The following is a 25,621-nucleotide window of genomic DNA, read 5'->3' as shown; positions in this document are numbered from 1 at the left end:
ATTTCAATGGCAGAAGGGGTTATGCGATGAGCGTCAACAAATTGAGTATCGCCCGAGATACGACAAGCTATCCGAGATGGATCGTCTTGCAGCTGCTCGAGGAGTGCAATTTGCGATGCAAGATGTGCTATGAGTGGGGACTCGAAGGTTCGTACAAAAGCAAAAAAACGTTAGTGCAGCTGGACCCGGATCTGATCAAAAAGATCATCGTCCAGTGCAGCCCCGGCAAGCCGTATTACGATTTCTTCGGCGGCGAGCCGCTGATGTACCCTTGGCTGAGCGACATTCTCGCCATGATCAATCACTATGGAAGCGTAGCGGACTTCCCCACGAACGGCACATTGCTCGAGCAGCATGCCGAGATGCTTGCCGAGAATGCTCCTAATAAGATCTGGGTATCGCTCGACGGCCCTGAGGCAATCAACGACAGGCAGAGGGGCAAAGGCGTATTCAAGAAAGTAATCAAGGGAATCGAGAAGCTCTATGAGCTCCGGCAAAGCAAAGGCACGCAATTTCCGAAGCTGGGTGTATCCTTTATCATTACGCCCTTGAACTATATGTACGTCGAGGAATTTTTCTTCAAGCATATTGACTTGTCGATGCTCGACCATATCAGCATGGAAGTGCAGCTCTATGCCACGGAAGAGCAGTATGCCCAATATGTGGAGGTTCTTAGTGAGGAATTCGGCGTGTATGAAGCTCCTTATGCCAAGGGGATGGTGTGGCGGGACATTAGTTCGTTCAGGGAGATCGACATTCCGGAATTGACGAGACAGCTCAATCATGTCAAAGCATACTGCTTGAAAAACCGCATCCATGTGGTCACCTATCCGAAGACGATAGATGAACTGAATTTGCGCAACTATTTCTCGGGGCAATTCCAGCAGATGGCTGATAAACGAAATCAGTGCTCCCTTCCATGGGTTTATGCGGAGATTACGGCAAGGGGCGACGTTTCGCCCTGCCATGCCTTCTATGATTTGACCTTCGGCAACGTGAACGAAGAGAATTTGCTGGATATCTGGAGTAGTGACAAGTACAAAGAGTATCGCGCGTATATGAAAAAAAATATGCTTCCGATCTGTACGGCTTGTTCAAGGTATTACATCTACTGATTCATGTGAATGACCTATCACATTTAAGAAGGGTGTGTTGATATGAATCCGAAATCAGAGATCAAGCATTCCGCTAAGGATTTGCAAATATTGAAACGTACCATCAGGAATACGATGGAAACCAAGCGGAACATGGAGAAAATAGCGGGTTACGCGACACCGTTGCCAGAGTCGGTCGGGATTAAACTGACGAACCAATGCAACTTGCGCTGCAAGCATTGCTATCAATGGAACGACACCGGCTACCATCACTTCATGACACCGGAGCAGCAGCGGGAACAGCTCGACTACGGGCTGCTGGAGAAGCTGATCCTTGAGACGGAACCAGCCAAGTCGAGACTCTATATCTGGGGCGGCGAGCCGCTCGTATACAGCCATTTCGACCGTTTGGCCGATTTGCTTGAAGCCCATCCCCGGGAGACGACGATCTGCACGAATGCGGTGCTGATCGAGCGAAAGCTGGACGCCTTGCAGAGAATCTCCGACAACTTAGAGCTGCTCATTGCGCTTGATGGATTCGAAGAAGAGAATGATGCGCTTCGCGGCAATGGGGTATTTAATAAGGCGATAGATGCTATCCGGATGCTAGTCGAACTGCGCAAGGAAAACCGGTTCAGGGGTAAAATTTCGATTCATACCGTCGTTAACGATGGTATGACCGACAAGCTGTACGATCTGCTGGACTTTCTGGAGGGCGTCGGCGTAGATCTGGTCATCGTCTGCTTCCCGTGGTACATCTCGGACGAATGCACGCAGGGAATGGACGATTACTTCGACCAGAAGTTCCACTTCCTTCCGGCAAGCGAGCACAAGGGCGAACGAAGCTGGCACGCCTTCAACTATAAGCTCGATCCGGAGCGTATCCCTGCTCTCATGAGCGAGTTGGACCGGGTGAATCATCGGGTCTGGAAAATGCGTTTGCGCTACCAGCCGAATCTGGATCATGACCAGATCGAAGATTTCGTGCTCGGCAAAGAGTTGAAGGGCAAAGGCACGATGAACAAGAAGTGCCTGGCGCTCTCGAACCGGATGGACATTACGCCCGATGGAACGATTATCGCTTGCAAATTTTTCAAGGAGTTCGAGATCGGCAAATTAAATGAAATGTCTGTACAGGAATTATGGCATAGCATGACTTACAGAAGGATAAGGGAAATGATGGACGAACGGCTGACACCGGCATGTTCCAAGTGCAGTGTCTTGCATTTGCACGGTGTTTAACGATTCTAAATGAACATAAATGAGGTGCACCAGTGAGCATTATCCAAGTGGAACACTTATCCAAAAGCTTCAAATACTACGAGAAAGAATTGGGGCTCAAAAAATCGCTCAAAAATTTAGTGAAGCGGAAATCACTGATCAAAGAAGCGGTTAGCGAAATATCACTTGTCATCGAGCAAGGTGAGATGGTCGGATTCTTAGGCCCGAACGGTTCCGGCAAAACGACTACGCTTAAGATGCTGTCCGGCATCTTGTATCCGACAAGCGGGCAGGCGACGGTATTAGGCTATGTCCCTTGGGAGCGAAAAAAAGAATTCAAGATGCAGTTCTCGATCGTGATGGGGCAGAAATCGCAGTTGTGGTGGGATCTACCGGCGAACGAATCGTTGTACCTGAACAAATGTATCTATGAGGTCGAGGATAAGCCCTACAACCTTGTCCTGGATGAGCTTACGGAGATTCTTGACGTAAAGGACCTGCTCAATATTCAGGTGCGGAGGCTTTCGCTGGGGGAACGGATGAAGATGGAGCTAATTGCATCGCTCATCCACCGGCCCAAGGTGATTTTCCTGGATGAGCCTACCATCGGACTTGATCTGATTTCGCAGAAGCGCATTCGGGAGTTCCTGAAGTATTATAACCAGCAGACGAAGGCAACGGTCATTCTGACAAGCCACTACATGGCGGATATTGAGGATCTGTGCAAACGAACGATCATCATCAATCAAGGGAAAATCGTATACGACGGCGATCTCCGGCGTGTGAACGAGCTGTTCCATACCAAAAAGATTATCAAGCTGCAATTTACGGACGAAGTACCGAGGCAAGCGCTAAGCGACTATGGCGTTATTACTCAACATGACGGCCTGAATGCCGTCATGGAGATTGATAAGCATGACCTTCAGCAGCTCTCCAAGATGATGCTGGACCGGTTCCCGATCCTTGATTTCACAGTTGAAGATATACCTGTCGAGCGGGGCATCGAAAGCTTATATCAGAAAGATGGGGTCAGACATGAAAGCCTTGCAGAAGTATAAAAGGACGTACATCCTTGCGCTTCAGAATGAGATGGAATACCGGACCGATTTCCTGATGAGTATTATCAGCGGCGGCTTCATCATACTCGTCCAATGCTTCCTCTGGACAGCCGTATTTCGCAGTTCGCCGCAGGAGATTATTAACGGCTATTCGTATTCGCAGATCATCATTTATTCCGTGTTGTCCGGCGTCGTCTCCAAGCTGGTTTCTGCCGGCTTCGAAGGGGAGATCGCGAATGATATCAAGACGGGCGGATTGAGCAAATTTATCGCTCAGCCTATTCATTATTTCAGCTATCGGATATGCAATTTTTTCGGCGGGAAAACGGTTCAGACCGCGGTCGTCCTTGTCTTATTCGTCATCCTGATGATCGTGTTTACTCAGATTTGGGAGTTTCAGCTTAGAGCGGGGCAGATCGTTTTGTTCCTGGTCAGCATTCTGTTCGGGCTGCTCATCAACTTTCTGCTTTTTTATTCGATTAGTGCGCTCGCGTTCATTATTACTGAGGTTTGGGGCGTTTTTATCGCGTTCAACCAAGGCGTCTATCTGCTCAGTGGCGCCATCTTTCCGCTTAATATTTTCGGAGATACGTTTGCCAGAATTTCCAGCTATTTACCGTTTCAATATGTCGTATACTTCCCGGTTAAGATCATCAATGGGAGCTTGACGATTCATGAAATCGTGCCCGGGCTCCTCGTACAGGCGGTTTGGGTCATTGTGCTTATGATCATTTCCAAGTTGTCTTGGGATTCCGGGATGAAGAAATATGTAGCCGTTGGAGGTTAGATCTGTGAGTATCAGCTTGTCTGAGATTCGGAAGCATGTACGTATGTTTTTTATTTTTGCGAAGAACAGCTTGGTCGGTTACATGGAATACAAAGCAAATTTCTACTCCGGTTTGATCATGGAGACCGTATTTCTGTTGTCCAAGCTGATCTATATCATCTTCGTTTATCAGCTAGGGATCGAAATTAACGGAATTTCTCCTGACCAGATGATGATCTTCACCGGGACCTATACGATTATGATCGCAATCTATACAGGACTGTTCATGGATAACTTTTATAGATTCGCCGGCCATATCCGCAACGGGACGCTGGACTTGTATATGACCAAGCCGCTATCGCTGCAGTTCATGATTTCATTACGGCACGTGAACTTCGCGTTTCCGATTCCGAACCTGATCGCCGGGATCACGATGATCGTATTGGCCTGGCAGCGTCTTGGCATCGATCCAAGCTTTATCCACTTGGCCGGATATATCGGCGTGATCTTGAGTAGCACGATCGTGACCTACTCGGTGCTGCTGCTTCCGCAGATTCTTGCCTTCTGGACGGTGAAGTCCGGTTCGATCTTCGACATACTGGACAAATGCTGGGATTTGAATAATATGCCGATGTACATATACCCCAAATGGCTGCGGAGAATAGGACTGTATGTTGTGCCTATCTTGTTTATCACCAACATGCCGTCGGTTTATTTGATCGACCGGTTGGACTTGTTCCTAGGAATATGGATTTTTGCAGCTCCTGTGATATCGCTTCTAGTGGTCAGGCTGTTCTGGAAGCTGGCCGTCAAACACTATGAGAGCGCCAGCAGTTAGAGAAATGCCCCCAAATAAATTATTGAGAAGGTGAATCGGATGAGCAGGATGGAGCACAAGAGCTTTTCACCGCAGACAGAAGCCACTTCCAAGAAACGGCTGCACAACGGGATCGAAATCTATCAGAACAATGAAGGCGAGACCGAGTTCCTCTACAACGAGATTTTCCGCAAGGAGATGTATTTCAAGCACGGGATTACGCTCCCGGATCATGGCACGGTCATGGACGTCGGGGCTAATATCGGCATGTTCACCCTATATGTCAGCAGCAAGAGCAACTGCAGGGTATATGCCTTTGAGCCACTGCCTCCGACGTTTGAACTCTTGAAGATGAATACGAGCTCGCTGCCCCGCGTAACGACGGTTAATGTTGGGCTGTCCAATGAGATCAAGGAAGCGGAGTTTGCCTATTTTCCTACGATGTCCACGGATTCTGTCCAGATCAAATACCGGGAGAACCACGATCAGGATCTCCGATACGGATTAATCAACCATTACAGAGAAGATTTCCCTGACCCGCGAATGCTAAACCGGTTTGTTGATCATCTGATGTCGCCGAGGCTTCTGAATGAACAAATCTATCCATGCAAGCTAACTACGATCTCCGAAATGATCCGCTATTACGATCTGAACCCAATTGATCTGCTCAAAATCGACGTGGAAAAAAGTGAGTTCGAGGTGCTGGAAGGCATCCATCCGGAGGATTGGGGCAAAATCAGGCAAATTGTAATGGAGGTACACGGACTGGATGGAGAGCAGATCAACAGGCTCGAAAACATCTTCCGAAGCAATGGCTTCAATGTCTCAATCGACTACTACGAAGACTTGAATATTCCAAATTACTATAATGTGTACGCTCTGAATCAAATGTAGGTAATATAGCCGTAATATCGACAATAATTTTAGGTTAGGAGAACTATTTTATGGATGAAATTGTTTCCCTGGATACCTTTCAACCATTCGACGGCATGATCAAAATGTTTCCTCATCATAATTTTCCGTATTTTAATTGCGACTACAATTTGTTATTAACGCTTGCCAATTATTTCGAAAAAGATGAGCTGCCGATTTTGAATAATGTCATTAGTATTTATAGATTTGATAAACAAAAAATACAAACAAGAGGTTATTTCAAGTTAGAAGTGTTGGATCTCGAGGAGGGAGATCAGATTCTTGAGGAAATGGGCATCTCTATTCGCAGAGAATCTCCTACATTAGATACTTTACAAGATGAAATCATAAACTCTATTTCTAAGGGTCATCCGATTTCTATTTTTATTGATTTATTTTATCAACGCGGGAGAGACTTTTACTATAACAAAAAACATGGACTGCACCCCGTTTTTGTCTATGGCTTCAATCTTACGAACGGGGAAATATATACGGTTGATGATATTACAGAATACAAACCATATTCTTTACCATTCTCAGAATTTAAATTGTCCTGCATGACTTCGGAACACGTTAAGATGCCAAATTACTTTTGGGAATATGCACTAGTGTCCCCCGCTGATCATGAGATCTTGAACCATAAGAAGTCAGCACACACCAGCATCAATAAATTTGTAGAAAATATGTTCAGGTATCAAAATGAAATCACGGAAAGTCTGAATAGTATATTGTTGTTGGCAGAAAATTTCGAGCTCATTCTAACCAATGAAACGATTATAGAAACACTAAGCAGTACTATTTATAGAAAATGTTCTGAGAAATACAGGTTAAATACGCTCTATAAGTACAACCTTGATCATATCAATGCCAAAGATACGCTTGACCCGTTACTGGACCAAATTATTAATGACTGGAAGACGGTAAGGTTCTATTCGAATAAAGTCATCATGTCTCAAACGTTCACTGGGGAAATCATAGATAAGTGTATGGGTTTATTAACAAAAATATATACGAATGAAGTGCATTTTAATAATCAATTTTATTTAATGTTAAAGGCTGCGAGATTGTAAAGCTGAACCCACAGCCACCCGTTGTAATTACAAGACCGCAAGCCCTTGCTGGGAGGGCGGTCTATTTTGCGTTCACCCGAAGATATTCCATTACCACACCAGATGTTCTTTTTCCTGGAAACCTCAGAGCGAGAATGTGTCCACTTTCGTAATATATTAAAATCATTCGTGCATTACCCGTATTTAGACTTTCTCTTCCTGTTGTTAATATGAAAGCTATTACAGCCTAATCATCCGCTTTTGTGAATGCGTTTTCAAACATGGTCTGCCATTAGGTTCAGAGGGAGGTGCAGGATTGACTGTCAAGCCAAACTTGGCGTAACCAAGGATAAGAATCTCCATAAGAAAAGGAGTCAAACTTAGATGAACAGTAGAAAATATGTAATCAGCATCTCCCGCCTTCTCGTTATCATCATGTTGTTCTCCATCTTCACGTATACTCCCGTCCCGGCGGCTGCGGCTGGAGAGGAACCGTCCGTTGAACTGAACGACCTCATTGCGCAAGCCGAAGCCCTAAAAACCGGTAATCTGGAGTTCCCGCTCCAAGTCAGCCAGTCTGTCTATGGATCGGTCTATGGTTCCGATGTGAACCAGGCCTTACCATGGGTGCATGTTGACGAGCTCCAAGCTCTGAATGATGCGATTGAGCTCGCACGTAATGTGAACACTCCTGCCGAAGAAGCTATTGCAAGTCTTAAAGAAGCCATAATGAAATTTACTGCAAATATCAAATCTGACGGTTCTGATCCTTATTTCCGTCTTGACCCGGGTCCGGGTAAGGTTTCTGTAAAAGTTACCGCGCCTACGAATGCCTGGAAGGCAAGAACTCCGCTGGATAACCGTGTCCCGGCCGACTTTGCCGGTGGTTCATTCAAGACGATCCCGTATCCTTTTACAGATGCCCAGGGTAAAGCGGAAGTGCTTCAGATAAATTACGCCCACAATGGAAAAAGCACGTTCGGCGGCATCAGTCTCGAATCGCCGTTGTCCCCGGCCGTTAATGTCACAGCGGGATCAACGATTGAATTCGATGTATACTATCCCAAGAGCGCGCAAGGCAAATTCATGAGATGGAGAGTCAGAAATACCAGCGATAACCTCGACAGCTACCTCAGGGAATACCAGTACAACAACCTGAATCCCGACTGGGTGGGCAGCTATAACGGCGAATCCTGGTTGAAGGTGCATCACAGCATTAATGCCTCAGCGGGCAATTCCTCGAACTTCATTCTGGAGCTTCATGGCGAGAATGCCCGTCCGGCAGAGAACGGTATGCTGCTTGTCGCCAACATTGAGATTACCGCACCTGACCCGAAAGGCGTTGCGCTTCCGAACGTAGTCAACAAGGAAAACCAGAGTGCCGTAGCGCCTCTAAAGAGTCTGTACAATAAGGAGAATGGCCTGTTCATGGTCGGTGCGATCGGCACCGGGCCCGTAACCGGAACCCGCGCCAATCACTATGAGATCTTCGTCGACGGCAACAATCTGAAGGCCGAGGGCACGCACCCCCGTGGTCCGGAATGGCTGAAGAACGTGAACGGCGAGGCCATGAACGGTGCAACCACTGCCCCTGGCTTAGCGGAATACAGCTTCCCGACTAACTCTTATCAGGCGATCCGAGATTCGGGAACTCCCGGACAGTATAAGTCTCACGGTCATGTTCTGGCATGGTATAACCAGGCCCCTGGTTGGATGGCGCAGATGATCCCTGCGAACCTTCCTTCCGGTTATAACGGTTCTGCCAATTTCTACGGACTGGGCAATGGCGTTACAACCACGGTTAAGGTAGACAAAGAAATGGCGAGAAGAGTGCAGTTCAACCATACGATGTATGTGATGCGGCACTTCCTGACCACAGATACGAAGTACGGCTCAAGCGAATCCCGTGGCGTCATTCCCTTCAATTCCTGGGATGTACTCAACGAAGAGGTTCACGAGAGCCGCCATAGCGAGCTCATCCCGCAGGATGCGAACAGCTGGAGAACGAGCCTGAAGCACACCAACTGGCTTGCTGCCATGTCGGATGATCAGATTGGCGGCGACATCACTGACCATTACATTTACCTGCTCTTCAAAAACGCGCACATCGCGGCCCCCAACGCCAAGATGGCGGAAGCTTACAAAGCCAATTACGCTAACCTTCCAGAGTACATGAAGCTGGATGGACACGACACTAAAGGCAGTATTGACAGTTACATCGTTGACAATCCTCCAAAGCTGACCTACAACGATTACGGGGTTGCCACCCGGAGTAAAGCTAGAACCGTATATAACATGGTTCTTGAGTTAAATACCGCATGGCGCTCCGATCCGCTGTATGACGGAAGACCCCTGATCGAAGACATCGGAATCCAGGGACATGACGCGGTGGGTAAGACCCTTGCAAGCGATAACCAGTATGCGATGGCTCTCTATGCCTCACTCGTTGACCGTGGTCTGCTGTCGGGTATTACCTATTCAGAGCTTGACCTTAAGGTGCCTACCGATGCCCCCGGAGGAGGCGCGACCGCTCCCGCAGTGCTCAATGTGAGACAGTCGGACGCCCTTGGTTATCAGTACGCACTGCTGTACAAAACGTTCAACAAGTTCGCCCCGTATATTGATCATATCATCAGCTGGGGCGTAACCGGCTCAGGATGGCAGGGAAGCTATGTCCTGTTTGACGGCCAGAGCAATGCGAATGCCGGTTACTATGGCGCTATGAAGCCGGACCGGTTCATTCTTGGACATTCGTATCTGGATGATTACTTTGCAGGCGAATATCAGGCCATCGGGAACAATGCTATCGACCTTGGCGATCTTGGAGTCTATACACCTAATAGCGTGAACGCTGACCTCAGTAGCTTGTCCCTGAGTGCAGGCACACTAGAGCCAGCGTTCAACGCGGCCACCACAGAGTATGATGTGTCCCTGAAGGATGCCAGCAGCATTACCGTGACAGCGGCAGCGGCGGACAGCAGGTCATCCATTAAAGTGAACGATACGGTGGTTGCCAGCGGTACGGCTTCCGAAGCTATATCGCTGACACCTGGTACAAGAACGGATATAAAGGTTGAGGTAACAGGTGCAGACGGCAGGGTCAAGACTTACACCCTGAAAGTAACCAATGACAAGACGGAGACTCCGTCCACTCCGGAACCTGGAACACCAACTGCAACACCTGCACCATCTGCAACACCTGTGCCTGCAATATCTGCAACGCCTGTACCTGAAGTGCCTTCAGGCCCTGGAACCGTAGCAACTGCAACACCATCAACACCTGCAGCACCACTTGTACAGGGCCAGAAAGTAACCATGCCGGCGACTGTGAACAATGCGACTGCATCAGTTAAGGTATCGGATCTGGCACGAGCAAAGGAATTCATCGAGAAAAATGTTACCCTGGACATACCAGCGGCGCAAGGAGTGAATTCATACTCAGTAGGCTTGCCTGCCGCAGCGTTGACAAACGGAGCAAAGGATAACAAACTGACCATTTCCACTGAATTCGGTCAGGTTGTCATTTCCGGTAATATGTTGACAGGCACACCTGAAAGCAGCGGCAAGGAAGTAGCGCTGGAGATTGGAAAAGGCGACAAGTCGGGGCTCCCGGCTGAAGTAAAGGCGGCTCTAGGCGATAGACCGATCATTCAACTTAGCCTTAAAGTGGACGGCAAAGAAACAGCCTGGAGCAATCCCGGTGCACCTGTAACCGTATCCGTGCCTTACCAGCCGTCTACGGATGAATTGAAGAATCCTGAAATGATAGTTATCCGGTACATGGATGAAAGCGGAAAGGTGATGACCGTACCAAGCGGACGTTATGCTTCCAAGACCGGTATGGTAACCTTCACAACTACTCATCTCGGCGATTTCGCAGTAGCTTATGTATCCAAGACATTCACAGATCTCGGAAAGGCAGCATGGGCCAAGAATGCGGTCGAAGTCCTTGCATCCAAGGATATTCTCAAGACTGAGGGCGGTGAATTCCATCCGTCAACGGATATCACCAGAGCAGATTTCCTGTACTCCCTTGTTAGAGCACTTGGCTTGACTGCGAAGGCAGATGGCAATTTCAGCGATGTACAGAAGAATGCTTACTACTATAATGAACTTGCCATTGCCAAGGCGCTTGGGATTACGAATGGCCAGAACAACGGCAGCTTCGGCAGCGATCAGAAGATCACCAGACAGGACATGATGGTGTTGACCGAAAGAGCCTTGAAGCTGGAGAAGAAGCTCAATAACCCTGGTACGGCTGCGGATCTGGAGAGATTCTCCGACAAGTCCAAAGTGGCTTCCTATGCGCTCGGCAGCGTAGCCGCCATGGTGAAGGAAGGGCTTATCCAAGGCAGCGGTAACAAGATCAATCCGGCCGGCAACACTACCAAAGCAGAAGCGGCGGTATTCCTCTACAGACTGTATAATAAGTAAGAGATTCGCATAAGAATGATGAAGCCGCGACAGCTATTGCTGACGCGGTTTCTGTTGAATCCGTTACGTGCACAGGTGTTAACATTCGTTAACGGCTGTGGTATAGTATAAGCAGAACGGGCGTACAATGCTAAGAGAGCCGTGCGTCAACACGACTCTCCCGAGCAATAGCCGCTTTTAAGGGCGGTAGGCCTCTGGCAAATAGGATAGACAAATAGACCGCATACCTTTACGAGATGGGCGGTCTATTTGCGTTTATTGGACGGTAGCGCTACGATAAGCGAACCAAAGGTTAGCATAAGCATCATTGCTTCAAACACTGTCACAAGGCATCCCTCCCTTCTTAGAGAGGTAGCCGACCGACCCTTTAAGCCTATTCTATTGCTCAATCAGTATAACATATCAGATGCCAGAATATTACTATCTTTAGAGAGAATTTGACGTAAATACGTATGTATAATGCGAAAGAGCAGCCCCAATACGGGAGCTGCTCTTATTTGCGTCTGTTCTTATAGAACGCTTCTTATAGAACGCTGCCGAAACACAACCTACAACTGTTTCAGAAGCTCGGTATAGTAGACGTTCCCGTTTCGCTTATCCAGCTTCTCTGCTGTGACGAGAGCCAACTTCTGGAAATGCTTCGCAAGCGAAGCTACGTCTTCGGACTGGTGCTCACACGGGTGCCCGGCCGGAAGCTTGACCTGGAAGCGGATGGACTCTTCCGCCAGCCGGCGGAACAGCTTGGCCGAATAGGCGTTGAAGATCATCTGATCGGCCGGATTCTCATGATCGAGAGAGGAGGCAATATACTCCTCGAAGACCTCCAGCGCCTTGACTGGATCGGTCAAGGTCAGGTAACCGATATGCTCTCCCTGGTGATACAGGAAGTCACGGTTTCCTTTGATCAGCTTGTAGCCTTTCTTCTGAAGCTTATCCGCTTCCTTCTGGCGGCCCAGCCGCAGGAGGGGGAGCAGCACTTTCGAGATGGTCACATGAGGCACCTCGCTACAGCTCATTGTACCGTTGAGAATCGGCTCGGCAGCTCTCAGAGTTCCTTCGTCATCTCCCCGCTTCGCCAGAAACTCCACAAGGTGGTGCTGCTCACAGGCCATACAATCGCTCATCCCATCACGCTCCATGGACTGTACAATGTCCCATTCGGCCTGGGAAGCACCCAGCTCCCCGAACTCTGCGAAGATATGCGCCCGGTAGTAGTGATAGGTACGGCTGCTGTAACCTTCGGCCGCATAGCGGGCCTTCATATCCTCCAGCAGATTCTCAATCTGCACACGGCTAATATCTGCAAAAGCGGTAATGCGGTCCAGCACCCACTTGTACGACCACAGCAGGCTGTAATCATCGAAACGGCCCGGGTTCTTATCATACTGGCCGAGCTGCCAGGAAAAGGCGACCAGTGTCTTCATCGGATAGCCGTGGAAGCTGCCCAGCTCTACGATTTCGCTGCGGGCCTCATAGCCCTGATCGATATCTCCTGCGGCATCGGCAACACGTACCGCCTGCTCCAGCAGTTCCATCTTTGCCTTTCCTCCCGGCATACCATAGGCTTCTTCCATCAAATCTTCGAAACTCATCTCGGTAAGGTTCATCTATTCTTCTCCTCCTGTTGCGTGACCGGCTGCCGTGATGCCCCAATCAATAAATTGAATAATGCCCTGGTTCAAAAGTGCTGTCTCCTGGCGGTTCATCGGATAATGTCCCATCAATAACGCATTGCAGTACAGCATCTCCACAATGGCAGGCAGCATCGCCAGATGTGCCGAATGGAAGGCCCGCTCAATGACAGGGTTGTTCAGGTTGAAGTAGAGCGTGGCGTATGCCGTATCCTTTAACGTTGCGCCCAGGCTGCCCAGCACGGAGGAGAGGACGTCAGTGCTCACTTCTTTGGTCGCCTGAAGTACACGCCATTGGGCAGACTGCTCGGACAGCGTGTAGAGTACCGGAATCTCCTCCGGCTTGAAGCGGCGCAGCTGCACCTGGCAGCGGAACTTCTGAAGCACACTGTCTGCGAGTCTTACGGACTCATAGTAGTCCAGCCGCTCTTGAGGGGTAATATCGGTGAAGGATAACGACACCTCCTCCGGCAGCAGCCGCTCCGTCTGCACATCCGGGTCAATGAGCGGAAGCTGGGCCAGCAGCTCGGCATCATAGATATACCCGCCATTCACAACCAGCATAGATTGGGCCGAAGCCACGTGGGTAATCTGGCGGTATTCGTCCAGAGTAGCCGTGAAGTAGAGGGGAGGCTGCTGCTTCAGCTCGCCAAGCAGCTTCCTGCCATAGGTGCTCTCAAACGGCAGCCACTCATGAATAATGGAATAGAACGACAAATCTTCCACCGCGAGAGCCTTCATGGATAAGGCGTGCAGTGAGATGATAGATTGCAAGCGATCCGGGTGGTACTCCGCCATACGCATCAATTCCTGACGAAGGGTGTTCCCAAGCTCTTCCCGCACCTGCTCCAGCTGGACGTTCTCATAGAAATGCTCCCGGGACGCGGTCGGCTGCAGCTCATCGGTCCAGATCAGGCATTTGACGAAGAACGCCCAGTCCGGCAGGATATTGCTGGCAGCTTCGGAGACCAGCATGTGCTTCAGGTATACCCGGTGATTGCGTTTGGCGCTCAGGTTCACTGCCTGCGGCAGGATGAAGGCGATGCCTCCCGTCCGGCCCGAGGAGGTGTGCAGGGGGATGAAATCGCGGAATGTCTCTCCAAGCACCTGCTTGCCGAAGGCCAAGACCTCATCCTGATGCTTCCGGGCCAACTGCGGATCTTTGACCCACGGCGGGGACGGCGGATTAATCAAGCGGGTCGTATGATCGGACACCAGCTGGATAGGATAAGGCAGCAGAGCGCCGTAATAGAACAGCCATTCCTGGAGATTATTTTCCTCGAAGTAAGCTTCTGAGCCTTCTTTGCAACGCAAATACACCTTGGTGCCCGGAGCGTATTCTCCATCGAGCTTGCGGATCGTATAGGTACCGTCCGGCTTCCCGTGCCATTCCAGTGCAGGTCCGCCCTTGGCGGATTGGGTAACCATGACGATATCGTCACTCACCATGAAGCAAGACAAGAGCCCGATGCCGAACCGTCCGATAAAAGAGGTATTGGTGGATAGGAAATCTTCTCCCCGCTTGGAGGATTGTCCGATCATCGCCAGGAACTCATGGATCTCTGCCTCGTCTAACCCGATCCCGTTATCTTCGACTAATAAGGTCGCCCCGGTTGAGGTCCCGCTTACCTCGACATGAATTTTGCCTTCGTATCCCCCCTGGGAATAAGCCTGCCGTGCAGTAATCGCGTCGATGCCATTTTGCAGCAGCTCCCTGAGGAATACCTTCGGGCTACTATACAAATGGTTAGACAAAATGTTAATCATCCCGCTCAAGTTAACCTGAAAGCGGTAAGTATCCCGGTTTTGGTTCTCCATTTTTGTATGTTCTCCTATTCTGTAATCATATTGGTTGTGCTTCATGCCAACAACTAGAGGTTATGTAGGCGCATATTGCCCTATGTAATTACCCAGAAGCGGCCTTGTAAGAAACAGATATTGCCAATCGCCTTGTTTCCCGTGAGCAGGTAATTATTGAAAAATAAAAGAAACCCAGGGTCCTTATGACCCGGGTTTCCCGGCAATCTGAGAAATTTCGCCTAAGTTAAAATGGGGTGATTGTCGTCTGATTTCAGTTGGCCTGCTTCACCGCGCAGACTCGCAGCCGCCGGTAGTCTGCGATCCATTGCCCCTGCCGGTAATGCTCCGGCCGCAGTTGATCTTCTACGGCTTGATAGATCGCTGCCTTGTGCTCCGCGCTGACATCGTAGAAGAAGTCATCGGCCATCATATCCAGCCAATCACGGACTCCGCTCTCACCGTGCAAGGGTGTAGGCCGTTCAAAATGCTGGGCCAGCATAATGAGGAAGCCATGCTCCTCCAGTACTGCCGCATATTGGCCGATGGTAGGGAAGTACCACGGATTGCGTCCTTGCGGATCATAGCCATGCGCGGTCAGTGCGCTCTCGGTCGCACTTACGAGAGCAGCGACGTTACGATAGCCGCCGAACTCGGCGACGAATCGCCCGCCGTCCCTTAGCGCGCTTGCCACAGTCACCGCGACTGCGTGCGCGTCCTTCATCCAGTGCAATGCTGCGTTGGAGAACACTGCATCGAAGGGTTGGGCTGCCCGGTAAGTGTACGCATTCTGGGCGCTCAGACTCAGGTACGGGTACTTGTCGCGTGCGCGTGCGATCATCTCAGGCGACAGGTCGATACCGACCGTCACCGCTCCGGCTGCGGCGATCTTAGCCGTCAGGTCTGCCGTCCCGCAGCCGATATCCAGCACGCGTTCACCGGGCTGGGGCTGTAGCAGCGAGAGGACGTCACCGCCCATTTTGGAGACAAAGTCCAGTTTGTGATCATACGTGTCCGCCTGCCATTGGTTATTGGAAGTCGAGTGAGTCATGGGCTTCCCCTCCTTTGAAATCCAGTATAGCGATGTACAGCTTATAAATGAAATATATAATTGCTATTTAGTTTATATCTATTAGAACCCCATATTGTTTGAAAAAGTTGGTAATTGCAGAGGCGTCCATCCGCGCATCAGGCAGATCTTCGGGATAATAAATGCCTGGAGCCAGTGGTTCGTCCCCGGGTGCCTGCAATAGCTTTTCTGCTTGGACAGCAGCTCCCAAGGCGGTAAGATGAGTCTGACCAAGCGGATCGGAAATCGCGATTCTCCGTTCAACCCATTGCCCATTATGATCACGGCCCTTTAGATGAATAAGGATGTGATGTGCGCTGCCAGTGCCCGGATTGTAGAGCAGACTTCGTCTAAGCGGACGGAATCGCTCCCCGCTGATCAATTTCCATATTCCGCTTTTGACCAGTCCGACAAGCGCGTATGTGGATGCTTTACTATCGAAGGAGATGCGGAAGCTGGCGGAGTCGACATGCTCAGCTTTGGGCAAGGTTACATGATCCGGGGTGTCAAGCCGATAACATTGTGCTGTATATCCGTCTGGAAATTGGACTTTGACAGGGTCGGTCATGGGGAATACAAGACGCCGTCCCTCCGGTTCCGTAATATGGAAGGGAATGGTCATACGATCCATGTACGCCGCAGAATCGGGTCCTGCCTTGTCACTCAGTGAGTATAGCGCATGAATATGGATGGAGACGTTCTGAAGAGAGGCCGAATGCAGCATGGCGAACAGTGAAGCAGTTCCCGCCATCCATCCCGAGGACAGCACGACAGGAGCATATAGCTCTATGTTCTCCAATTTGCTGACCGATTGTTGGAATATCTCTGTCCAGCGAGTAAGGTCGATGAGTGGGATCTTTCTTCGAACTGCAGACAGAAGCAGCCGATCCTGCAGATCGTTAACGGAGTTAATGATCAGCGACACATTGTCGTCTGTATTAAGCAGCGGATCATCCGCATTATTATCAATTACGACTGTCTGGACTCGTTCGGACTCGAAAGGTGCCGCTTTCCCAGGTGACCTTCCTCCCAGTGCAATATCCAGATCGGGATGCCGATCCAGTAATATTTGCGCAATCTGTCTGCCTACGGCCCCGTATCCCCCTACAATAAGTATTTTTTTCCTGTTCATATTATTTGCCTCCGATCAAATGTTTAAATGTTTAATTTATTCGACATAATGTTTTAAAAAATTGGAATGACATGTGCTAGTGCGGTAAATGGCACTAGTAATGGCATTCCTCTTCAACAAAATGGACAAGCTGTTTCATAAGTGCTATCGCTTCGTTAAATTCAAGTCTGTAGAACATCTCCGTGCCCTTTTTCTGAACTGTAAGCAGCCCTGCTTGCCGTAAGATTTTGAGGTGATGAGAGACGGTAGGCCGTGACATCGGAATATGCTCTGCGATTTGTGTCACATTCATACTCTCTTTGTCGATCAGCAGCGCAACGATTTGCTGGCGAATCGGGTCTCCCAAGCCTTGAAAATAAGGGCTTAAATTCTCGAAAATATGGATTGCTTTCTGATTACCATTTAATTCGTTCATAGCGCTCTCCGTTCTAATGCTTAATCGTTTAAACGTATTGTATTGTATCTGGCCAAAGAACGCAAGAAGACGCTTGGGCATTTGCTTCCCACAGCGTCATTCTTGTGTCATACAGAGAAATTAATACACCTGCACGCCCGCACCAAGCACGGACTTGTTCAGCACGGAATTGCCGGTCAGGAATACCTTTTGCAGATTAGGCAGCTTGCTCAGGATATCTATATTGGAAATGGCGTTGTTCTCCAGATGAAGCTCTTCGATGGCCTGCCATTTGCCCATGAATGCAAGAGTTGCCAAGTTGCTGTCCTGCAGGGTGAAGGAACGCAGAGCGGACAGGCCCGCGAAATAAGGCATCGCCTGGTCAACTTCAGTTACAGAGTTATTGTTAATACTAAAAGACGGCCGGTCCAAGGTCAAATGCTCAAGCACGCTGTTCGCCGCGCCTACCTTTTGTCTGAAATCCAGACGGCATTCCGAGCAGACCAAAGTCTTCACCTGCTTCAAACGAAATAAGGAATCACTCTCCTTATACAGCGACGAATCGTAGATGCTTAGTGTCTGCAGTTGCGGCAAATCGTCAAGGGCGCCAAGCTGGGCCATTTCGTCGATATCCCAGAGGGAGAGCTGCGTAAGCTCCGGAAATTTCCCCAGTGCCTTCATATTGAGCTCCGAGCTTCCGCCCCGGAGTGTCAGGCCGGTTAGGGCAGGCGCCTTCAGCCCGGGAAGAAAAGCGCCGGGGATTTCCACCCGCTGGGCGCCCGGCAATGCCAGCGCCTCCGCCTTCTGGTAGTACCCGGACAATGTCAATTCCCGCAAAGAGGGCAGACTGTTCACGGCCGCTACCGAGCTAAGCTGGCTTAAGGAAGCCAGGCGGAGCGAGGTAATAGAGGTTTTGCCGGCCAGAGGCTTCAGACTGGTGAAATTCAGATTCTCGATATCCAGCGTTTGCAGAGCAGGCATGTTCTGCAAGAAGTCGATGGATTTTACATTGGTTAAATAGGAAAGCTTAAGCTCCTGGAGCCCGGTTAAGGCGTATAACGGCTGCAGATCTGTGGTTTCACTGTGATGGATAGCCAGAGAAGACAGCCCCGTCATAGACGATAACCACCCCAGGTCATTGACGAAGGTAAGGGACAGGGACTTCAACGGAAGCTTACTCAGCAGATGCAAATCCGTTATAGACTCATCCACATAGGTAATGGACAGCGAGCTTAAATTGGGGAATTCCAGCAGCAGGGCCACTTCCTGATTGCTGCGCAGCTGGGTGGTGAGCTCCGTGATTTTAGACTTGTCGCCGAAGTACCCGGAAAATATGCTAAAGGATTCGTTAAAGGCGCCGCCATAGCTTTTTAATCCGGGCATATGGGCCAGAGTTGTTCTGTCCGCCTGGTTGATCTCATAGGTACCCGTCAGATTCAGTGCCGTCAGCCCCTTGAAGGCCTCAAAATCCCGCTGATCAATCCGCTGGGTATTCAGTTTCTTGTCCTGGGTAATATACGTGATCTTCTCAGCCTGGGCATTGCTGAAGGGATCGGCGAAGCTGTAGGTGAAACGCCACTGGTCATTCTTTGTACGATCCACGGTCAAATAGCGCAGCGAGGCCAATTCCTCCTCTGTCGGCATCGCAGAGCCTTTATCCAAGATCTCCCGCAGAAAGGAGAGCAGGACCTCGCTTTCGGGCATTTTCCGTACAGACAGATTGGCTTCTGTTGTGCGCTGAGGGGAGTCTAAGCCGTAATACAAATAAGTACCGATGGCACCTGATATGACGAGCAGCAGGAGCATTACCAGCCTTATAGGGATGGAGACGGAGACGGTCGGCTTCGGCGTGGCTTCAGGTGTTGCTCCGTGATAATGGTTAATGGTCTGGTCCACATAGTAGACATTATTTTGCTTCAATAGAAGCTCCGTTTGACAATAGGGACACTTCAGGATCGTACCTTCCTTGTATTCAATTCTTCCGCTGCAATTGGGACAGGTTAACGGAATAAAAGCCACGAATGCCCCCTCCTTCATTATGTAATGAGTTAATAACTATACTATTATATTTTCCTTTGGTTCCATATTACTGAACCGCCCGACGCTTTGGCAACAAAACGTTAGGGAATCTCAATTGGTATGTAGTGAAATGTAAAAGGACCTGAAGCAGTGCTTCAGGTTCTTCTTGTGCGCAAAATGGTATGTTCAGACCAGTTGGGATTCGATGGAAGGCCCACTTACAGGGTCGGGTTGCGGACGTCTGCCAGCCAAACGGCACAACTGCCACCGGTAATCTCCCTTTCCCTCACTGGAAATCTCCTCGACTTGGAAGAACCTCCGCAGATCATCCATGAACGGGTAGTGGTCATAGTCGTCAACCAGAACGAAAGCGTCCGGCTTCAGTTTTTTGTAAAACAGCGGGTAGGCCAAGGAGCGTCCGTTCCCGTGAGGGCCGTCCAGAATCATAACGTCGATGGAGTCGTCTTCCAGCGGGAGCATATCCACATCAGCATAGAAGGTATTCCGGATGGTGTAGTGGTTATGCTGATCGGCAGGAACGGGGAGTCCGTAAGAATTCCATACAGACAATGCAATATCTCGACATGAGAAGATTTCGTTCCATTCCTCATCCGTCAGACTCTTCAAAGGCTGGGTATGAAACTCAATACAGCCATTCCCAAGTTCAGCTTCCTTCCAGATATTACTCAAGGTCAGGTCATGCTCCACCGTAATCATGGAGATAGGGAGTAGCTCCTGAGTCACGATTTCGTTCCAGAAATGCGGAGTTAATCCGCCGCCTAATTCCAGAATCCGCCAGGTCCGGTTATGATCCAGACGCCGGCATAAATGGACCAACGCTCCTTTGCTCAATGCCTTGCTTCCAAATACCACACCCGTTTGTTCGGCTGCATTAAGCGCTTTTTCTATGTCTCTCACAAGCATTCCATTCACCTCGTCACGATTTTCTAGTTACGATTCACTATATGCAAGGCGGATTTTAAGCATTCCACAGCGGATGGCGGAAAGTTCTAGGAATAGTAAGTGGACTTTGGAAATATTTTTTAAGAGAACGACTTTATAGAATGAGGTGCTGAAATGGACCAAACAAAGATTCTAATTGGCAGTCCGATCTGCCAGAAGCCTGCTATCCTTAAGGAATTCCTGGACTCCCTGGATGAGTTGAGGACCGAGAATCTTCATATTGAATATTATTTCGTGGATGATAATGAGGACCAAGCTGCTAAGGATTTACTGCATGAATTCTCGCAACAGCATGAGCAAACTCATGTTATGCCTTATGAAATAACTACCGGGCGATATGTCCGTAACGACAAAACCCATTACTGGCCGGATGAGCTGGTATGGAAAGTAGCAGGGATGAAGGACGGTATCATTGAGTATGCAAAGTCCCATGAATTTGATTATCTGTTTTTAATTGATTCTGATCTGGTTGTTCATCCCGATACGTTGGAGCATCTGATAAGTGCGGAGAAGGATATTGTATCAACCATTTTTTGGACCAAGTGGCAACCGGACAGTCCGGAAATGCCGCAAGTCTGGGTGTCGGACCACTATACACTGTATGAAATGCGTGAGGGTGGAAAGCTGGAAGATGAGGAGATCCGGAAGAGAACCTCGGAGTTCTTGCACAAATTGCGGGTGCCCGGATTATATGAAGTGGGGGGCCTTGGCGCGTGTACTTTAATTAGCCGTAATGCACTGAGCGCCGGAGTAGGTTTCAAAAAAATCCCGAATCTATCGCTTTGGGGGGAGGACCGCCACTTTTGTGTACGTAGTGCGGCACTCGGATTGACTTTATATGTGGATACCCATTATCCGGCCTATCATATCTATCGCGAGACCGATTTGGATGGGGTGCAGGCCTATAAACAAAGATATCCGCACCATTCCAGAGCTATCCGGGAGGGGCGGAGTGTGACCGTCAGTTTATGTATGATTGCCAAAAACGAGGAGGATGCGTTACAGCGTGGTCTGCCCAACATAAAGGATCTGATGGATGAAATCATTATAGTGGACACGGGATCAACCGATAGAACCAAAGAAGTGGCTGCGGAATTCGGGGCGAAAATCTATGATTTCCCATGGATTGACGACTTTGCCGCTGCGCGAAATCATGCCTTCAGCAAAGCAACCATGGATTATATCATGTGGCTGGATGCGGATGATATTATTCTGGAGGAAGACCAGAAGCTGCTGCGGCAAACGATCCGTGCATTGAATCCGACTATTGATAGTGTAACGATGCCTTACAATATTGGTGTGAATCCCAATGGCAAGGTTACCTTCAGCTTGAGGCGGAACCGGATTGTTAAGCGCGAACGGAACTACCAATGGTATGGTGCAGTTCATGAGTATTTGAATGTATATGGAAATGTGATTCATTCCGAGGCTGCGGTGACCCACCACAAGGAGAAGGAATACACGGACCGGAATTTGCAGATATACCGCAGACATCAGGCAGCCGGCAAAGAGTTTTCTATCCGGGATCTCTATTATTTTGGCAATGAGCTGCGGGATAATCTGTTTTTTGAAGAAGCGGTGGAGTATTATGAAAAATATCTGGCTACGGGGTTAGGCTGGGTGGAGGATCAGATTGCAGCGTGCTTGAAGTTGTCTGCTTGTTACATACGGATGTACGAGCGGGAAAAAGCATTCGAAAGCTTATTCCGGACAATGATTTATGACAAACCGCGTGCGGAGGCTTGCTGCCGAATTGGAAATATCTTTTATGATCAGCAACCGAAACAGCTGGAGCAGGCTATTTTCTGGTATGAATTGGCTGCCTCCTTACCGAAGCCTACCAGCGCCTTGGCTTTCATGGAGCAGAACGCCTGGACATGGCTGCCACATTTGAATCTGTGCTTGTGCTATGACAAGCTGGGACAATATGACAAGGCAAATGACCACAATAATCAGGCTTTGGCCTATGAACCCGATCACCCCAGCATGCTGCTTAATAAAAAATATTATGAGGAAAAGTTTGCTGCTTTAAAGAAAGAGCAGCAGGAATCGACTGTCCGCATCCCAATTTATGAATAAATATGAGTGCTAGCTAGATAGATATCGAAGGGACCCATGCTTCAGGCATGGGTCTTTTTTCTTATGAACTGCTGCCGCAGCAGAAACAAGCACCTCTGCAATCCCAGCGGGAATGTGAGGTGCTTGTTGTTGTAAGGCTTACCCGATAGCAACGAAAGTAATAAGTCCACTATTCACTTCTGCATCGCCAAATTCCCCCGAAGCCTCCGTATTGTCAAACATGAGGGCAAGCTGTATGTCACTTCCACCTGAATCGGTCTGATACACAAGCGTGTACGTTAAGGAAACGTATTCTGTGTCGGATGCAACTGTAGCAGCGATAGGGGAGGTACTGTAGAGATCAAATTCAGGGTCAGGATTGCGACGATGAAGCAACTCTATCCCAATTGTACCCCCAGAGTCAGAAGTACTGCGTACAGTAGCCTGATAAATAATCATAAAGGTGCGATATGAAGCCAGAGTAAAGGTGTTTCCACTGTTTGTGACAGTTCCTCTTGTGGGCGATACTGAGGCTGAATAAGGACCAAGCGGTGTATCTGGGCCGGAAGCTATAACTGAAGGTGCATCAACAAAATAACTTGCAAAATCATAGCTGTATACGCCCGTTGCACCGGTTTCTCCCGTAGACCCAGTGATGCCGGTCACGCCGGTGGCCCCCGTCTCGCCGGTGACTCCCGTACTGCCAGTGGCTCCGGTCTCGCCAGTAGTTCCAGTCTCGCCAGTAGCTCCCGTATCGCTGGTGGTACCCGTCACGCCAGTGGTGCCTGTCACGCCAGTGGTGCCCGTTTCGCCGGTAGGCCCGGTCACGCCAGTGGTTCCGGTCTCGCTGGTAGCTCCAGTTTCGCCAGTGGCACCAGTCACGCCAGTAGCGCCGGTAGCCGCAGTAGCTCCAGTCGCCCCAGTAGCTCCGGTCGCACCAGTGGCACCCGTCTCGCCGGTAGTGCCCGTTTCACCGGTAGTCCCCGTCTCGCCAGTAGCTCCAGTTTCACCAGTAGCCCCGGTTTCACCAGTAGCGCCAGTCTCACCGGTCGCCCCGGTGGCCCCGGTCGCACCAGTAGCACCAGTCGTACCAGTAGCTCCGGTTACTCCAGTGGCCCCGGTCGCCCCAGTAGCTCCGGTCGCCCCAGTAGCCCCCGTATCGCCAGTAGCTCCGGTCTCGCCAGTAGCTCCGGTCTCGCCAGTAGCTCCCGTCTCGCCGGTAGTGCCCGTCGTCCCAGTAGCTCCAGTGGAACCCGTATCGCCAGTAGCCCCGGTCGCCCCAGTAGCTCCGGTCTCGCCAGTAGAACCCGTCGCCCCAGTAACCCCGGTCGCCCCAGTGGCTCCCGTCTCGCCAGTAGAACCCGTCGCCCCAGTAGCTCCGGTCGCCCCAGTAGTTCCCGTATCGCCAGTAGCTCCCGTATCTCCAGTGGCTCCAGTAGCCCCGGTCGTACTAGTAGCCCCGGTCTCGCCGGTAGTGCCCGTCGCCCCAGTAGCTCCGGTCGCTCCAGTGGAACCCGTATCACCAGTAGCCCCGGTCGCCCCAGTAGCCCCAGTCTCGCCAGTGGCACCCGTCTCACCGGTAGCCCCAGTCTCGCCAGTAGCTCCAGTCTCGCCAGTAGCTCCGGTCGTCCCAGTAGCTCCCGTCTCGCCGGTAGTACCAGTAGCCCCGGTCGCCCCAGTGGAACCCGTCGCCCCAGTAGCCCCGGTCTCGCCGGTAGAACCCGTCGCACCGGTCGCCCCAGTGGCACCCGTCTCGCCAGTAGCTCCGGTCGCCCCAGTGGAACCCGTATCACCAGTAGCCCCGGTCGCCCCGGTCGCCCCAGTAGCTCCGGTCGCCCCAGTAGCTCCGGTCGCCCCAGTAGCTCCGGTCGTCCCAGTGGCCCCGGTTGCACCAGTAGCCCCCGTCTCGCCAGTGGCTCCGGTCGCCCCAGTAGCTCCGGTCGCCCCAGTGGCCCCGGTTGCACCAGTAGCTCCAGTAGCTCCAGTAGCTCCAGTAGCCCCGGTCGCCCCCGTCTCGCCAGTAGTACCCGTCGCTCCAGTAGCCCCGGTCACGCCAGTAGTCCCCGTCTCACCTGTAGTCCCGGTCACGCCAGTAGCCCCAGTAGCCCCGGTCTCGCCAGTAGTCCCCGTTACGCCAGTGGTACCGGTCGTACCAGTAGCCCCAGTCTCACCAGTAGCCCCCGTCTCGCCGGTAGTCCCGGTCGCACCAGTGGCCCCGGTCTCACCAGTAGCGCCCGTCTCACCAGTAGCTCCGGTCGCACCAGTCGCCCCGGTCACGCCAGTAGCCCCAGTATCGCCAGTGGCCCCGGTCACGCCAGTAGCCCCGGTCTCACCGGTAGCCCCCGTCTCGCCAGTCGCGCCCGTCTCACCAGTCGCCCCAGTAGCCCCCGTCTCGCCGGTAGTGCCCGTCGCCCCAGTGGCACCCGTCACGCCAGTAGCACCTGTCTCGCCAGTAGCTCCCGTCTCACCGGTAGTGCCCGTCGCCCCAGTAGCCCCGGTCACGCCAGTAGTCCCCGTCTCACCTGTAGTCCCGGTCACGCTAGTAGCCCCGGTCACGCCAGTAGCCCCGGTCTCACCAGTGGCGCCAGTCACGCCAGTGGCCCCGGTCACGCCAGTAGCCCCAGTCGCCCCGGTCGCACCGGTAGCCCCAGTAGCGCCGGTCGCACCAGTAGCCCCGGTCACGCCAGTAGCCCCCGTTTCACCGGTAGCCCCGGTCACGCCAGTAGCACCCGTCTCACCAGTAGTCCCCGTTTCGCCAGTGGCCCCGGTCACGCCAGTAGCCCCGGTCTCGCCGGTAGCTCCTGTCACGCCAGTCGCACCCGTTTCACCAGTAGCCCCGGTCTCACCAGTGGCCCCAGTCTCCCCAGTAGCCCCAGTAGCCCCGGTCGCACCAGTAGCGCCGGTCACGCCAGTCGCCCCCGTCGCACCAGTCGTCCCGGTCGCACCAGTAGCTCCGGTCGCACCAGTCGCTCCCGTCTCCCCGGTCGCACCAGTAGCCCCCGTCTCCCCGGTCGCACCAGTCTCCCCGGTTGCACCAGTAGTCCCGGTTGCACCAGTAGCCCCGGTCGCACCAGTCGCGCCCGTCTCACCAGTAGCCCCGGTTGCACCAGTAGCCCCGGTTGCACCAGTGGCCCCGGTCACGCCAGTGGCCCCCGTCTCGCCGGTAGCACCCGTCGCACCAGTGGTGCCCGTCTCGCCAGTGGCCCC

18 protein-coding genes are annotated in these 25,621 nt (G+C 51.2%); 9 read left to right on the top strand and 9 right to left on the bottom strand.

Annotated features, from left to right (window positions below; translation table 11 throughout):
• Nucleotides 1-26: 26 nt before the first annotated feature.
• The 8 genes from HQN87_RS30855 (at nt 27) to HQN87_RS30820 (ending at nt 11,351) form a co-directional block, all read left to right on the top strand.
• Nucleotides 27-1,115 carry a radical SAM/SPASM domain-containing protein gene (locus HQN87_RS30855; RefSeq protein ID WP_173140993.1) on the top strand — a complete coding sequence of 363 codons (1,089 nt, stop codon included), beginning with the start codon at nt 27-29 and terminating at the stop codon, nt 1,113-1,115.
• Nucleotides 1,116-1,157: 42 nt separating this feature from the next.
• Nucleotides 1,158-2,336, top strand: a complete 1,179-nt coding sequence (locus HQN87_RS30850) for a radical SAM/SPASM domain-containing protein (RefSeq protein ID WP_173140991.1) — start codon at nt 1,158-1,160, stop codon at nt 2,334-2,336.
• Between the two features lie 32 nt (nt 2,337-2,368).
• Nucleotides 2,369-3,373: an ABC transporter ATP-binding protein gene (locus HQN87_RS30845; RefSeq protein WP_173140989.1), complete on the top strand. Its 1,005-nt coding sequence runs from the start codon at nt 2,369-2,371 to the stop codon at nt 3,371-3,373.
• A complete protein-coding gene (locus tag HQN87_RS30840; protein WP_173140987.1) occupies nt 3,360-4,160 on the top strand; it encodes an ABC transporter permease in 801 nt (266 codons plus the stop codon). The genes HQN87_RS30845 and HQN87_RS30840 overlap by 14 nt, the downstream gene beginning before the upstream one ends.
• 4 nt (nt 4,161-4,164) lie before the next feature.
• Complete coding sequence (locus HQN87_RS30835; protein ID WP_173140985.1) at nt 4,165-4,977, top strand: ABC transporter permease; 813 nt, start codon at nt 4,165-4,167, stop codon at nt 4,975-4,977.
• Between the two features lie 39 nt (nt 4,978-5,016).
• Nucleotides 5,017-5,850 (top strand): FkbM family methyltransferase, encoded by an 834-nt coding sequence (locus HQN87_RS30830; protein ID WP_173140983.1) that lies wholly within the window; start codon nt 5,017-5,019, stop codon nt 5,848-5,850.
• A 50-nt stretch (nt 5,851-5,900) separates the two neighbouring features.
• Complete coding sequence (locus HQN87_RS30825) at nt 5,901-6,938, top strand: hypothetical protein (protein WP_173140981.1); 1,038 nt, start codon at nt 5,901-5,903, stop codon at nt 6,936-6,938.
• A 363-nt stretch (nt 6,939-7,301) separates the two neighbouring features.
• On the top strand, nt 7,302-11,351 hold the full coding sequence (locus HQN87_RS30820; protein WP_173140979.1) for an S-layer homology domain-containing protein: 4,050 nt from the start codon (nt 7,302-7,304) through the stop codon (nt 11,349-11,351).
• Between the two features lie 245 nt (nt 11,352-11,596).
• Here HQN87_RS30820 and HQN87_RS33155 read toward each other — a convergent pair whose 3' ends face one another.
• The 8 genes from HQN87_RS33155 to HQN87_RS30785 form a co-directional block, all read right to left on the bottom strand.
• Entirely contained in the window at nt 11,597-11,677 is an 81-nt protein-coding gene (locus tag HQN87_RS33155; RefSeq protein ID WP_367272844.1) for a putative holin-like toxin, read from the bottom strand.
• A gap of 222 nt (nt 11,678-11,899) precedes the next feature.
• Nucleotides 11,900-12,958: a hypothetical protein gene (locus tag HQN87_RS30815; RefSeq protein WP_173140977.1), complete on the bottom strand. Its 1,059-nt coding sequence runs from the start codon at nt 12,956-12,958 to the stop codon at nt 11,900-11,902.
• On the bottom strand, nt 12,959-14,800 hold the full coding sequence (locus HQN87_RS30810; protein ID WP_173140975.1) for an HSP90 family protein: 1,842 nt from the start codon (nt 14,798-14,800) through the stop codon (nt 12,959-12,961).
• 253 nt (nt 14,801-15,053) lie between these two features.
• Nucleotides 15,054-15,830: a methyltransferase gene (locus HQN87_RS30805; protein WP_173140973.1), complete on the bottom strand. Its 777-nt coding sequence runs from the start codon at nt 15,828-15,830 to the stop codon at nt 15,054-15,056.
• 67 nt (nt 15,831-15,897) lie between these two features.
• Nucleotides 15,898-16,980 (bottom strand): Rossmann-fold NAD(P)-binding domain-containing protein, encoded by a 1,083-nt coding sequence (locus HQN87_RS30800; RefSeq protein ID WP_173140971.1) that lies wholly within the window; start codon nt 16,978-16,980, stop codon nt 15,898-15,900.
• A 94-nt stretch (nt 16,981-17,074) separates the two neighbouring features.
• Complete coding sequence (locus HQN87_RS30795) at nt 17,075-17,395, bottom strand: ArsR/SmtB family transcription factor (RefSeq protein WP_173140969.1); 321 nt, start codon at nt 17,393-17,395, stop codon at nt 17,075-17,077.
• Between the two features lie 120 nt (nt 17,396-17,515).
• Nucleotides 17,516-19,393: a leucine-rich repeat domain-containing protein gene (locus HQN87_RS30790; RefSeq protein WP_173140967.1), complete on the bottom strand. Its 1,878-nt coding sequence runs from the start codon at nt 19,391-19,393 to the stop codon at nt 17,516-17,518.
• 186 nt (nt 19,394-19,579) lie between these two features.
• Nucleotides 19,580-20,311: a class I SAM-dependent methyltransferase gene (locus HQN87_RS30785; protein WP_173140965.1), complete on the bottom strand. Its 732-nt coding sequence runs from the start codon at nt 20,309-20,311 to the stop codon at nt 19,580-19,582.
• Between the two features lie 159 nt (nt 20,312-20,470).
• On the opposite strand from HQN87_RS30785, the gene HQN87_RS30780 reads away from it, so the two are divergent.
• Nucleotides 20,471-22,435: a glycosyltransferase gene (locus HQN87_RS30780; protein ID WP_173140963.1), complete on the top strand. Its 1,965-nt coding sequence runs from the start codon at nt 20,471-20,473 to the stop codon at nt 22,433-22,435.
• Nucleotides 22,436-22,573: 138 nt separating this feature from the next.
• On the opposite strand, the gene HQN87_RS30775 is transcribed toward HQN87_RS30780, so the two are convergent.
• The coding region (locus HQN87_RS30775) for a collagen-like protein (RefSeq protein WP_173140961.1) at nt 22,574-25,621 on the bottom strand (3,048 nt) is incomplete at its 5' end.

Source organism: Paenibacillus tritici (assembly GCF_013204885.1).
In the GTDB taxonomy this organism is placed as follows: domain Bacteria; phylum Bacillota; class Bacilli; order Paenibacillales; family Paenibacillaceae; genus Paenibacillus_AQ; species Paenibacillus_AQ tritici.
The sequence above is the reverse complement of the archived record's forward strand: the minus strand, read 5'-3'. Positions and strand labels throughout refer to the sequence as shown.